General features: G+C 73.1%; 9 protein-coding genes. 6 read left to right on the top strand and 3 right to left on the bottom strand.

Annotated elements, in window-relative coordinates; all coding sequences use genetic code 11:
- Positions 1–195: 195 nt before the first annotated feature.
- Positions 196–1,101: a type I pantothenate kinase gene (gene coaA, locus NOSIN_RS19250; protein ID WP_216349828.1), complete on the top strand. Its 906-nt coding sequence runs from the start codon at positions 196–198 to the stop codon at positions 1,099–1,101.
- A 66-nt stretch (positions 1,102–1,167) separates the two neighbouring features.
- Here coaA and NOSIN_RS19245 read toward each other — a convergent pair whose 3' ends face one another.
- Entirely contained in the window at positions 1,168–1,764 is a 597-nt protein-coding gene (locus NOSIN_RS19245; RefSeq protein WP_077692092.1) for a hypothetical protein, read from the bottom strand.
- Between the two features lie 306 nt (positions 1,765–2,070).
- On the opposite strand from NOSIN_RS19245, the gene NOSIN_RS19240 reads away from it, so the two are divergent.
- Positions 2,071–4,323 (top strand): HelD family protein, encoded by a 2,253-nt coding sequence (locus NOSIN_RS19240; RefSeq protein ID WP_077692091.1) that lies wholly within the window; start codon positions 2,071–2,073, stop codon positions 4,321–4,323.
- Positions 4,324–4,354: 31 nt separating this feature from the next.
- Here NOSIN_RS19240 and NOSIN_RS19235 read toward each other — a convergent pair whose 3' ends face one another.
- Positions 4,355–5,074, bottom strand: coding sequence for a DUF998 domain-containing protein (locus tag NOSIN_RS19235; RefSeq protein ID WP_077692090.1), 720 nt, complete (start codon positions 5,072–5,074; stop codon positions 4,355–4,357).
- A 219-nt stretch (positions 5,075–5,293) separates the two neighbouring features.
- Here NOSIN_RS19235 and NOSIN_RS19230 point away from each other — a divergent pair, with 219 nt between their 5' ends.
- From NOSIN_RS19230 to NOSIN_RS19215, 4 genes are all read left to right on the top strand, one after another.
- Positions 5,294–6,205: a universal stress protein gene (locus NOSIN_RS19230; protein WP_077692089.1), complete on the top strand. Its 912-nt coding sequence runs from the start codon at positions 5,294–5,296 to the stop codon at positions 6,203–6,205.
- Between the two features lie 481 nt (positions 6,206–6,686).
- Complete coding sequence (locus NOSIN_RS19225; RefSeq protein ID WP_077692088.1) at positions 6,687–8,495, top strand: phosphoenolpyruvate carboxykinase (GTP); 1,809 nt, start codon at positions 6,687–6,689, stop codon at positions 8,493–8,495.
- Between the two features lie 224 nt (positions 8,496–8,719).
- Positions 8,720–11,533 (top strand): pullulanase-type alpha-1,6-glucosidase, encoded by a 2,814-nt coding sequence (gene pulA / locus NOSIN_RS19220; RefSeq protein WP_077692087.1) that lies wholly within the window; start codon positions 8,720–8,722, stop codon positions 11,531–11,533.
- Between the two features lie 179 nt (positions 11,534–11,712).
- Positions 11,713–12,486, top strand: coding sequence for a bestrophin-like domain (locus NOSIN_RS19215; RefSeq protein WP_077692086.1), 774 nt, complete (start codon positions 11,713–11,715; stop codon positions 12,484–12,486).
- 84 nt (positions 12,487–12,570) lie between these two features.
- Here NOSIN_RS19215 and NOSIN_RS19210 read toward each other — a convergent pair whose 3' ends face one another.
- Positions 12,571–13,485, bottom strand: coding sequence for a hypothetical protein (locus tag NOSIN_RS19210; protein WP_077692085.1), 915 nt, complete (start codon positions 13,483–13,485; stop codon positions 12,571–12,573).
- Positions 13,486–13,556 lie beyond the last annotated feature (71 nt).

Below are 13,556 nucleotides of genomic sequence, written 5' to 3'. Positions count from 1 at the left end.
GAGTGGAACTGATTCCGCCCGCCTGGAACCGGAGGTAAAAATTCTGGCCGGGCATGTCGTGGACGTGTGGTCCCGGGCACGTCCGGCGGCCGGGCCCGAGGCTCCGGGGGACCGGGCGCCCGGTACGGTCGACACTCTCCTCTAGGGTGGTCATTCGTGTCTCACGCGACGAAGAACGGCTTCTCCACGCCGTATGTGGAAATGGACCGGGAGGCCTGGGCAGGACTCCGGGCCTCCACCCCCCTTTCCCTGACCGAGGCGGACCTCGCCGAGCTCCGCGGCACCACCGATCCCACCTCCCTGGAGGACGTACGGGACATCTACCTGCCGCTGTCGCGCCTGCTCAACCTGTACGTGGGCGCCACCCAGCAGCGGCACGCCGCGGTACGCGCCTTCCTGGGCGAGTCCGGCCGCCCGTCGCCGTTCATCATCGGCGTGGCGGGCAGCGTCGCGGTGGGCAAGTCCACGACCGCGCGCCTGCTGCGCTCCCTGCTCGCCCAGTGGCCCAACCACCCCGACGTGGAACTGGTGAGCACCGACAACTTCCTCCACCCCAACGCGGTCCTGGAGTCGCGGGGGCTGATGCGCAGGAAGGGCTTCCCGGAGAGCTACGACCGCCGGGCCCTGGTGCGCTTCGTGTCGGAGATGAAGGCCGGCGCCGAACGCATCGACATCCCCGTCTACTCCCACCTGAGCTACGACATCGTGCCGGACGAGCGGCAGACCGTGCGCCGCCCCGACATCCTCATCGTGGAGGGCATCAACGTCCTCCAGCCCGCCACCGCCGGGCGCCTGGCGGTGGCCGACTTCTTCGACTTCTCCATCTACGTGGACGCCAAGGTCGAGAACATCCGCAACTGGTACCTCGACCGCTTCCGCGAGCTGCGCCGCACCGCCTTCTCCGACCCGCGCTCCTACTTCCACCACATGGCCACCAGCATCGGCGAGGGGGAGGCCCTGGAGTTCGCCGCCAACACCTGGCGCACCATCAACGAGGTCAACCTCGTGGAGAACATCCGTCCCACCCGGGGCCGCGCCACGCTGGTCATGTACAAGGGCGACGACCACCGCGTGCGCCGGGTCCGGCTGCGCAAGACCTGACCGGCCGGACGGGTGCGCACCCCCTCGGGCCCGGGGCGCGCGCCCGGCGCGGCCGTCCCGCCGCGCTCATCCCATCGTCACGACCACGCCGATGAGCACGGCCACCGCGATGGCCAGGAGCAGGACGACGCAGAACGCGGCTGCGAACAGGAAGGGATGCTGCTCGACCCACGACACGAGGCCCGGCCGGTACTCCTCCAGTTGCTTGCCGGTGACGCGGCCCTCCGGGCCGCTGCACGGCAGCCCGAGCGCGTACACCAGCCGGTCCATGTCCTCGGTCGCGTAGTTGGCGCCGTACACCCTGACGAGCACGCCGCCGTGCGCGTCGAGGACGAACAGGGTGTCGCAGGGAGGCACGCGCGGCTGGACGACGGTCGCGCGGATCGTCCACACGGCGCGCGCCCGTGACCGGCGCCGCTGGAAGAGCGCACCCTTGAGGATGATCTCGTGCGCGGTCAGGATGATCCTGGCGCGGTAGAGGTGCGCGGCCACCACCACGACCAGCACGATCCACACGGCGCCCACGACCATGGCCGCCCCCGGGCCGATGCGGAACGCGAAACCGGCGGTCATGACCACACCGGTCACCACTCCGACGGCCAGCCTGGCCCACCCCGCTCGGAGGCCGGGACGCAGTACGAGGTCATCCTGAACCTGGTGCACGTGAACACCGTCCTTTCCGGGGTCTTGGACGGTCCCGCGCCGGCGCCGGTTCCCCCGCCGGGGCGTTTCGCGCGGCCCCGCGCCGACGGCGGCACGGCCGGCGGAGCGTGCGGACGACTCCGCCCGGCCACCGGCCGGTTTGGTGGAGGTCACACCGCGGGATAAGGTGATCCCTCCTTTCGGCCGCACCCCTTCCGCGGGTGCTGTGCGCTCCAAGGATCGGAACGAACCGGGCCCTCGCGGCGACCGGGGCGGGACCCGCGCACGCGTGCCACCGTCCCGCCGAGCCCCCTCCGAGGTCGCCCTGTGTCCACGACCGTTCCCTCCGCCGACTCCGCCGTGCCCGTGAGCCCCGGACTCCAGGCCGAACGCGACCACCTCGCCGCCGCCCGAGACGCCCTGCGCAGGATGCGCGAGGACGTCGAGGACAGCGAACTCGTCCTGGGCGACGTCGTCAACGACAAGGTCACCAACGCGGCCCTGCGCCGCGGCCGCGCACGCCGCCTCGCCGCCCTGGCCGACGTCCCCGGCGCCCCGCTGTTCTTCGGCCGCCTCGACTTCGAGCCCGGGACCGTCTTCCTGGACGACGGTCCCGACGCCCCGGCTCCCGCGTCCGCTCCCAACGGTCCCGGCGCCCCCGCGCCCGCACCGGCTCCCGGCGACGAGCCGGACCGGGTGCACATCGGCCGCCGCCACGTCCACGACCCCGACGGCCGCCCCATGGTCCTGGACTGGCGCGCACCCGTCTGCGTCGCCTACTACCGGGCATCGCCCAGCGACCGGATGGGCGTGCGCACGCGTCGCCGCTACGGCTTCACCACCCTGGACCGCGGCCCGCACGCCGAACCCGAGGCGGTGCTCACCGCCTTCGAGGACGAACCGCTCACGGTCACCCCGGCCGAGGCCGACCAGCGCGCCGGCGAACTCCTCAGCGCCGAGATCGAGCGCCCCCGCACCGGGCCCATGCGCGACATCGTCGCCACCATCCAGCCCGAACAGGACGACCTCGTCCGCGCCCCGCTCAGCACCACCCTGTGCGTGCAGGGCGCTCCGGGCACCGGCAAGACCGCCGTCGGCCTGCACCGCGTCGCCTACCTCCTCTACACCGAACGCGCACGCCTCTCCCGCTCCGGCGTGGCGATCGTGGGCCCCAACCGCTCCTTCCTCTCCTACATCCGCGACGTCCTGCCCGCCCTCGGCGAGGTCGACGTCCGGCAGACCACCGTCACCGGGATGCTCACCGCCGGGCTGCCCGAACGCGCACGTCCCGCCGCCGGATGGGTGCGCCGCACGGAGGAGCCCGCCGCCGCGCGGATCAAGGGCCGGGCCCGCATGGCCGAGGTGCTGCGCCGCGACCTGTGGTCGCGCCTGCGCACTCCCGAGGAGCCGGTCGTGGTCCGCCGGGGGTCGCGCCGCTGGCGCCTCTACCCCGAGGACCTGCGCCCCCTCCTCGACGAGCTGGCCGGACGCGGCGTCGCCTACGGCTCCGGGCGCGAACTCCTCTCCCACCGCATCGCCCACGCCGTCCTGTCCCTCATGGAGAGCCAGGGGGAGGCGTGCGACGACCGCACCCACGAACAGGTGCGCCGCGACCCGGCCGTGCGGTCGGCGGTCACCGCCATGTGGCCCAAGGCCGACCCGCTCAAGCTCGTCCTCGGCCTGCTCACCGACCCCGACCGCCTCGCACGCGCCGCCGAGGGGCTGCTGTCACCTGAGGAGCAGGCCGCCGTCCTGCTGCCCGGCAGGCCCCGCGGTCCGAAGTCGGCCCGCTGGTCGGAGGAGGACCTCGCGCTCGTCGACGAGGCCGCCGCGCTGATCGAGCGCCCCGCGGGGCTCGGCCACATCGTGGTGGACGAGGCCCAGGACCTGAGCCCCATGCAGTGCCGGGCCGTCGGCCGCCGCTGCGTGTCCGGCTCGCTCACCGTGCTCGGTGACATCGCCCAGGGCACCAGCCCGTCGGCCACCACCGACTGGTCCACGCTCCTGGAACACCTCGGCAAGCCCACCGGCCACCTGAGCGTCCTGAACCGCGGGTACCGGGTCCCCGCCCAGATCATCGACTTCGCCGCGCGCCTCCTGCCCTCCATCGCCCCCGTCGCCCGCCGCTCCCGGACGGGGGACGCCGGCTCCGGCCATCCCTTCGCGCCGGTCTCCGTGCGCCGTGCGGCCGGGTCCCTCCGCGTCACCCCCGCCGTCGACGGCCTCGCCGCGTCCGTGGTCGACGCCTGCCGCGCCGCGCTCGGGGGAGAGGGCTCCGTGGGGCTCGTCGCCGCCGACACCGACCTGCCGGCCCTGCGCGAGGCCCTCGAAGCCGGGGGCCTGCCCACGCCGCTGCTCGGCGAGGCGGACACCGGGCCGGACGCGGGCCGCCTGGTCGCGGTGCCCGCAAGCCTCGCCAAGGGCCTGGAGTTCGACGCGGTCGTGGTCGCGGAGCCGGCCGCCATCGTCGAGGCCGAGGAGCGCGGCGCGAACCGGCTCTACGTGGTGCTCACCCGCGCCGTCAGCACCCTGCACGTGGTCCACGTGCGTCCCCTGCCGGAGGCCCTCCGCGACGCCTGAGCACGCGGGGGCGTCCGGGCATCCCCGGCCCTCAGCGGGCGGTCCGGACGGGACGGGGCTTCCGTGGCCGCTGCCACGGCCCGGGCAGCAGGCCCGCGGCGAGCAGCCACAGGGCCACCGTCGTCAGGTGCGCGCGTTGCAGGGAGTTGAGCTCGACCCCGGCCTCCCCGTCGCCCGAGGCCGCGTAGACCAGCCCGGCCATGACCAGGACGGCGATGGTCGAGGCCAGTTGGAGCACGGCCACGACGGCCACCAGCCACCACGCGCGCTCCTTCATCCGGTAGCGGTCGACCGCCAGGACGACCACGCTCACCAGGGCGGCCAGGATCGCGATCAGCGCGATCACCGTCTGTGCGAGGGTGGCCCCCGGCAGGGCCTCCACCATGGACTCCGCCGTGCAGGTGAGGTCCGTGGACACCGCGCACGGCCCGGGGAACACCGTGGCGACCAGGGAGGTCAGGCCGAACACGCCCATGGACCACCACGACACCGACAGCAGGTGGCTGTGCTGCTCCCGCGCGCCCAGCCCGAGCCCCAGCCCGGCGGCGATCATCACCAGGACCGCCGCGATGCGGTGCGCGCTGTCCAGGAACCTGGCGAAGTCCGCGCCCGGGTCGGAGAGGGCCCCTTGGACCGTGTCGCCGCCGGGCAGCAGGACCTCCACGACCCACAGGCTGTACACGATCGCGGCCGTCACCGCCGCGACCTTCCCGTCCCGGTAGTCCCAATGCAACTGTGCGGAGTGCGGCATCGTGCCCCCTCTTCCGCGGATGTCCCCATGGCCGGGACGGTCCGGCGGTGGCGCTGTCGAATTCACCGTTGTCTCGGGACCCTACGCCTTCCTCGCCCGGACGTCACCCAACTCGCGGCGGCACTGTTATCCACGGGTGTGTGTTCACGCGGCATGATCGGGGGACACCGGCGAACACGCGGGTACGGGTAGGGAACGACCGACGAGAAGGGCGCACGCATGGACGGCGCATCCACGACGCGATGGGTGATCGTGGGGGTCGACGGAACCGATTCCAGCCGCCACGCGCTGGAGTGGTCGGCGCACCAGGCGGTGCTGCGCGGGCTCGGGGTGCGGATCGTCGCGGCCGCCGGGCCGCTGGCCTCCGTCGGCGTTTTCGCGGGGAACACCCACCTCGACGGGGCCGTGCCCCCGGACGAGGCCGACACCCGGGGTGCCGAACGCCTGCTGGAGTACGCGCGCGACTGGGTGTCCCGGCTCTTCCCCGAACTGCGGGTGCAGACCCGCATGTCCTACGCCCGGCCGGTGGAGGCACTGCTCGCCGAGGCCGCCGCGGAGGGTGCCGTCGCCGTGGTGGTCGGCTCGCGCGGGCTGAGCGGGATCGCGGCCGCCTTCGTCGGCTCCGTCGGCATCGAACTGGCCGCGCGCTCACCCGTTCCGGTGGTCGTACTGCCCCGCGAGCACGCGTCGGCGCACGGGGTCCGGGGCCGCGTCATCGTGGGCATCGACGGGTCCGAGCCCAGCAGGCGGGCCGTGGACTTCGCCTTCACGCAGGCCGACTTCGCCGAGACCGAGCTGGTCGCCGTGAGCGCCTGGCAGCCCCTGGTGGCCTTCGCCGCCGCGACGGGTCCCATCCCCCCGGAGCTGTTCGACGACGAGACCGCCGCCGAGGCCGCCCGGCAGGCGATGGAGGACGAGCTGGCCGAGCCGCACATGCGCCACCCCGGGGTCACCGTGCACACCCGGGTGGTGCGCGCCCATCCGGTGGTCGCCCTGCTGGAGGAGGCCACACCCGCCGACCTCGTCGTCGTCGGCTCGCGCGGCCGCGGGGGGTTCCGGGGGCTGCTGCTCGGCTCGGTGAGCCACTCCGTCCTGCACGGCGCCAAGGGCCCCGTCGCGATACTGCGCTGACCGCAGGCGTGCGCCGACCCGGGACACGTGCCGGCCGGAGGTGACGCGCCGGAGGTGACGCGCCGGAGGTGACGCGTCGGCCGGAACCGGCCACCTCGGACTCCGCCGGGCGGCCCCGGACCGAGTCCCGGACCCGCCCGCGCTGGTCGGATCCGCCCGCGACGCCCCGGGTCCGGAGCATAGGTATAGCGGTTCTCCCGAGGCCGGAGACCGCCGTGTGACGAACAGCACGGTGTGTCGGACGCCGTCGGCGGTCCGCCCCCGTGACCGGGGAAAGCGGCTCCGAACAGTGCCGGAGCACTCCCCGGAGGTGCACTCGCCTACCCGGCGGTAGACCATTCGGATCCCCTGCTGTGCGGCGGAATCGGCTCTCTCCGTGTCACACCTGTAGACCATTGGCCTATACCAATTGGTCACTATGGGGGGTTGTCGTTCATGATGCGAGAGATCTCGACCTTGTAAAGGAGCCGCTGTGACTGCCGTGGGTATCGAAGTGGGCGCCGTACCGACCGAGCACGAAGGACTGGTCTCCTGGGTGCGCGAGGTCGCGGAGCTCACCCAACCGGACGGGATCGTGTGGTGTGACGGCTCGGAGGAGGAGTGGACCCGACTGACCGACCAACTGGTCGAGCAGGGGACCTTCGTCCGTCTGAACTCGGACAAACGCCCCAACAGCTTCTACTGCAAGTCCGACCCGAGCGACGTCGCCCGTGTCGAGGACCGCACCTTCATCTGCTCCGAGCGGGAGGAGGACGCGGGTCCGACCAACAACTGGATCGCGCCGGACGAGATGCGCGCCACCTTCGGCGAGGTCTTCCGGGGAGCCATGCGCGGCCGCACCATGTACGTGGTGCCCTTCTGCATGGGCCCGCTGGGCGGTGACATCTCCCAGCTCGGCGTCGAGATCACCGACTCCCCGTACGTCGTCGTGTCCATGCGCATCATGGCCCGCATGGGTACCGCAGCCCTGCGCCTGATCGAGGAGCGCGGCGACTTCGTCAAGGCCGTCCACTCCGTGGGCGCCCCGCTGGAGCCCGGTCAGCAGGACGTCGCCTGGCCGTGCAACTCCACCAAGTACATCTCGCACTTCCCCGAGACCCGTGAGATCTGGTCCTACGGCTCCGGCTACGGCGGCAACGCCCTGCTCGGCAAGAAGTGCTACGCGCTGCGCATCGCCTCGGTGATGGCCCGCGACGAGGGCTGGCTGGCCGAGCACATGCTCATCCTCAAGGTCACCCCGCCCAAGGGGCGGCCGCACTACGTCGCCGCCGCCTTCCCGAGCGCCTGCGGCAAGACCAACCTCGCCATGCTCCAGCCGACCGTCCCCGGATGGAAGGTCGAGACCGTCGGCGACGACATCGCCTGGATGCGCTTCGACGACGAGGGGCGACTGCGCGCCATCAACCCCGAGGCCGGGTTCTTCGGCGTCGCACCCGGCACCGGCGAGAAGACCAACGCCAACGCCGTGAAGACCCTGTGGGGCAACAGCATCTTCACCAACGTCGCCCTGACCGACGACGGCGACGTGTGGTGGGAGGGCCTGACCGAGGAGCCGCCCGCGGGCCTCACCGACTGGAAGGGCCGTCCCTGGACCCCGGAGTCCGGTGAGCCCGCGGCCCACCCGAACTCCCGCTTCACCACCCCGGCGGGCCAGGCGCCGACCATCGCCGACGAGTGGGAGGACCCGGCGGGCGTGCCGATCTCGGCCATCCTGTTCGGCGGCCGTCGCGCCTCGGCCGTGCCGCTGGTCACCGAGTCCTTCGACTGGCAGCACGGCGTCTACATGGGCGCCAACGTCTCCTCGGAGAAGACCGCCGCCGCCGAGGGCTCCGTCGGCGAGCTGCGCCGCGACCCCTTCGCCATGCTGCCGTTCTGCGGCTACAACATGGGCGACTACTTCGCGCACTGGGTGAAGCTGGGCCAGGGGGCCGACGAGTCCAAGCTGCCCCGGATCTTCTACGTCAACTGGTTCAAGAAGGACGCCGACGGTCGCATCGTGTGGCCCGGGTTCGGCGAGAACAGCCGCGTCATCAAGTGGATCGTCGAGCGCCTGGAGGGGGAGGCCCCCGCGGTCGAGACCCCGATCGGCCACGTGCCGACCGCCGACGCCATCGACACCGAGGGCCTGGACGTCTCCCGTGAGGACATGGAGTTCGTCCTGGACGTGGACACCGACGTCTGGAAGCAGGAGGCCGCCCTGGTCCCCGAGTTCTTCAAGACCTTCGGCGACCACATGCCCGGTGAGCTGTGGGACGAGTACCACGCGCTCCTGGACCGCCTGGACCGGTAGCGGTCCCTTCCGGCCGGTCCCTTCCGCGCGGGGGCCGGCGCCAGGGGGCGCGGGCACGACGGTGCCCGCGCCCCCTGGCATATGCGGTGGCCGCCAGCCGCCGCCGTGTGGACGTGTTGACGCAATCTTGCAGAAAAACAATGGAAACTCTTGCAGAAGTGACCGCGGTCTCATTAGCGTGCCGATCAACATTCCTGTGACCCCCGAGAGGACCGGCACCCCCTATGAGGCCCCCGCACACCCGGTCTGAGCGTCCCCCGCCCGGGACCGGACCCGGCGCCGTCCGAGCCGTCGCCGCCGGACTGGTCGCCACGGCCCTCGCGCTTCCCCTGCTCGGCGCGAGCGCCGCCGCACTCCCGGCACCCGCCGAGCCCGCCGGGCAGGCGGTGGGAGCGGACCTCACCGAGCAGCGCGCCCACTGGATCGACCGGACCACCGTGCTCTGGCCCGGCGACCTCGACCCCGAGCACACCTACGCCCTCGTGGCCTCCGGCGACGCCGGCCTCGACGTCTCCGGCGGCGAGCTCGGCGGCACCTACGAGACCCTGGACCTGACCGCCGACCCCGACGGCCCGACCGAGGACCAGCGCGCCGCCTGGCCCCACCTGGCCGACCTGTCCGCCCTGGACGTGGGACGGGTCAACGGGCCGCGCCTGCGCACGGCGCTCACCGGCCGGCTCGCCGTCGTCGAGCGGGACGGCGACGGCGCGGTCGTCGCCGCGACGGGCGTCCAGATCCCCGGTGTCCTCGACGACGTGTACGCCGACGCGGCCGACGCCGACCTGGGCGCGGTCTGGGACGCCAGGGGCCGCCCCACGATCTCCCTGTGGGCGCCGACCGCCCGGTCCGTGAGCCTGGAGCTGTACGACGACTCCGCCTCCGACACCCCGCGCACCGTGAGGATGCGGCAGGACCACAGGACCGGCGTCTGGTCGGTGCGGGGCCGGGACGACTGGGCCGGGCGCTTCTACACCTTCGACGTACGGGTGTTCTCCCCCTACGCCGACGGAGGACGGGGCGCCGTCGTGGACAACCGGGTCACCGACCCCTACAGCGTCTCGCTGTCCACCGACTCCGCCCGCTCCCACCTGGTGGACCCGGGCGACCCGGACCTGGCCCCCGAGGGCTGGTCCGACCTGGCCAAGCCCGCCGCCGTCCCCCCGGAGGCCGCCTCGGTCTACGAGCTGCATGTACGCGACCACTCGATCTCCGACGACACCGTCCCCGCCGGGCTGCGCGGCACCTTCGCGGCCTTCGCGCAGCCCGGGTCCGACGGGATGCGCGAACTCGCGGCCCTGGCCGAGGACGGCATGGACTACGTCCACCTGCTGCCCGCCTTCGACGTCGGCTCGGTGCCCGAGGACCCCGCCGACCGGTCCGAGCCCGCCTGCGACCTGGACTCCTTCGAGTCCGACTCCGAGGAGCAGCAGGCCTGTATCGCGAGGACCCGCGGCGAGGACGCCTTCAACTGGGGCTACGACCCGTACCACTACACGGTGCCCGAGGGCTCCTACTCCACCGACCCGGACGGCGCGACGCGCGTCAGCGAGTTCCGCCAGATGGTCGGCGGCCTCAACGGGGCCGGACTGCGCGTGGTCATGGACGTGGTCTACAACCACACCCACCAGGCCGGACAGGACGAGCACTCGGTGCTCGACCGCATCGTCCCCGGCTACTACCACCGGCTGGGGGCCGACGGCGGCGTGGCCACGTCCACCTGCTGCCCGAACACGGCGCCCGAGCACCTCATGATGGGCAAGCTCGTCGTGGACTCGGTGACCACCTGGGCCCGCGAGTACAAGGTCGACGGCTTCCGCTTCGACCTGATGGGACACCACCCCAAGCAGAACATGCTCGACGTCCGGGCCGCCCTGGACGAGCTCACGCTGGAGGAGGACGGGGTCGACGGCTCGTCGGTCCTGCTCTACGGCGAGGGCTGGGACTTCGGCGAGGTCGCCGACGACGCGCGGTTCGAGCAGGCCACCCAGGCCAACATGGCCGGAACGGGCATCGGCACGTTCAACGACCGGCTCCGCGACGCCGTGCGCGGCGGCGGGCCCTTCGACGCGGACCCCCGGGTGCAGGGCTTCGGCTCGGGGCTGTACACCGACCCGAACGGCTCGCCCGCCAACGGCACGGGTGAGGAGCAGCTGGCGCGGCTGCTCGGCTACCAGGACCTGGTCAAGGTGGGCCTGACGGGCAACCTGCGCGACTACCGGTTCACGGCCTCCTCCGGTGAGGAGGCGACCGGGTGGGAGGTGGACTACAACGGGGCCCCGGCCGGGTACAACCTCGACCCGGGCGAGGCGGTCACCTACGTGGACGCGCACGACAACGAGACCCTGTACGACGCGCTCGCCTACAAGCTGCCGCCGGACACACCGATGGAGGACCGTGTGCGGATGCAGGCGCTGTCCCTGGGCACGGCGGCGTTCGGGCAGGGCACGCTGTTCGTGCACGCGGGCAGCGAGCGGCTGCGCTCGAAGTCGCTGGACCGCAACTCCTACGACTCGGGGGACTGGTTCAACCGGCTCGAATGGGACTGCGCCGACGGCAACAACTTCGGCGTGGGCCTGCCTCCGGCCTGGGACAACGAGGACAAGTGGGACTACGCCCGGCCCCTCCTGGCCGATCCCGCGCTCGTCGCGGACTGCGCGGCCGTGGAGGACGCCCGGGAGCGCTTCGGCGAGATGCTGCGCATCCGCGAGTCCACCCCGGCGTTCTCGCTGGGTACCGCCGAGGAGGTCCAGGACCGGCTGTCCTTCCCGACCAGCGGCGCCGACGAGTTGCCCGGAGTCATCACGATGCGTGTGGACACCACCGGCCTGGAGGGCGGGTGGTCGTCGGTGACGGTGGTGTTCAACGCGACCCCGGAGACCGTCGGGCAGGAGGTGGACGCGCTGGCGGGAGGTGACGTGGACCTGCACCCGGTGCAGGCGGAGTCTGCCGACGAGGTCGTGCGCGAGTCCTCCTTCGACCCGGACACGGGCGCCCTGGAGGTGCCGCCGCGTACCGTCGCGGTGTTCGTGGAGGACTGAGGCGTGTCCGGGCCGGGGCGTGCGGACCCCGGCCCGGACCGGTGCCCGTCCGCGCGGGTCGTCGCTGGTCACGGCCCCGAGGGGATATTTGCGGGCGTTCCGTCTTTCGGCCGGAGAGGCGGCCGGGACCGTGCTACGGATGGACCCGTTCCCCTTGGCACTCTCCTCCTGGAATCCACATGCTGACGTTGTTCCTCGTCCTCATCGTCCTGATCGCCATGGTCGGCGGCGCCCTGCTGGCAGTGGGCAGGTTCCGCGTCGACGACGAGTCATCGGGGGGAGCCGTCAGCGTCGTCGTCGCGCCCTGCGTGCTCGCCCTCTACCTCGCGTCGGCGGCGATGGGGGTGGTCATCGGCTGGGAGCACTTCACGGGGGCCGGGGACGGGCTGACCGCCGAGGCGGGTGCGGCCGAGTCCCTGTACTGGAGCACCACCGCCTTCCCCGACGAGGAGGCGCAGGTGGTGCGCGAGCGGCTTCGCGCCTACATGAGCACGGTCGTGGAGGAGGACTGGCCGCGGATGGAGAGCGGGGGTGAGCTGAGTTCCGCGGGCGACGAGGCCTTCGCCGACCTGGCCGCCTCCGTGCGGGCGCTGTCGGTGTCCGACACCGGCGACGGCCTGGACCGCCTGACCGCCCGCCAGGAGCTCGCGGAGCTCAGCGACGCGCGCATCGAGCGCGCCGACGCCGCCGGGGACGGGGTGCCGTCCGTCCTGAACGCCATCGCGGCCCTGTCCGCCGTCGCCGTGGCGGTGCTGCCGTTCGCCATGATCCGGCGGGGCTCGTCCGTGGCCTACTTCTGGGCCGCGGCCAACCTGGTGTTCGTCTTCGCCACCATCCTGCTGCTGTTCTACCTGGGCAACCCCTTCAACGGGGCCCTGGCCCACGACGCGGGCGCGATCCAGGAGGCGCTGGCCGAGTTCGACCGGACCGACGCCTCGCTCGACCCCCGGTAGGGGCCACGGCGGGTTCCGGGCGTGCGCTCCGCGGCACGCCCGGAACCCGTTGCTGCGCCCGTGCGCGGCTGTTCCCGCGGCCGGTCAGCCGGAGACGCGAGCGGCTGCGCGGCCCGCGCCCGAGGCGGCCACGGCGATGACGACCACGAGCACCACCATGGTGCGCATCGGGGTGAAGGCGCCGGCGGCCTGCGGCGCCGAGGACGACGACATATCCGCCAGCACCTGCTCTCCGGCCGCCTCCTCCACCGTGATCGGGGCGGACGGGGACGGGGAGGGCTCCACGGGGTCGGTCGCGCGCTCCTGCCCGGGGGCCGCCGGGACGGCCGGGGACCCCCGGTCCGGGCCCGCCTCCCCGGGCGGCACCTCCCCGGGCTCGTCCCGGGCCTCGGACGCGGGCGCCTCGGGAGCGGTCTCCCCGGGAGCGGGCTCTCCGGGCACCGAGGGAGCGGACCGCTCCGGTGCCCCGGGCCGCGGCTCACACGGTGGCGCCTGGCCCGTGTGGACCACCACCCGCACTCCGTTCGCGCACACCAGGACGTAGGGCTCCGGGGCGACCTCCACCAGCACGTCGGAGGTCTCCACCCGGACCCCGGTGGGGTCCACCTCCACACGGGAGGTTCCGTCGTCCACGCTCACACCCGGGCCCGCGCCGTCCACGCTCACACCCGGGCCCGCGCCGTCCACGCTCACACCCGGGCCCGCGCCGTCCACGTGCACACTCGGACCCGCGCCGTCCACGTGCACACTCGGACCCGCGCCGTCCACGTGCACACCCGGGCTCGTGCCGTCCACGCTCACGTCCGGATCCGTGCCGTCCACGGTCACGTCCGGGGCCGTGTCCTGCGCACGCACGTCCGGGCCCGCGCCGTCCACGCTCACGTCCGGTGGGGCGGTCGGCGGATCGCCCTCCAAGGCGAGCGCGGACGGGGCGCCGGAGGTGAGCAGGAGCGCGCTCAGGGCCAGCAGGACGGGCGGGATACGACGCGAGGGGAGCATGTGACCCATCGTATCCAGGCCGGGGCGAGGAGTGATATCCCGTGTTCGCGAGGTCGCGTACGGGGCGACGG

Origin of the sequence: Nocardiopsis sinuspersici, from assembly GCF_001998325.1 — a bacterium.
Taxonomy (GTDB): Bacteria; Actinomycetota; Actinomycetes; order Streptosporangiales; family Streptosporangiaceae; genus Nocardiopsis; species Nocardiopsis sinuspersici.
This window is presented reverse-complemented; position numbering and strand designations above follow the sequence as displayed.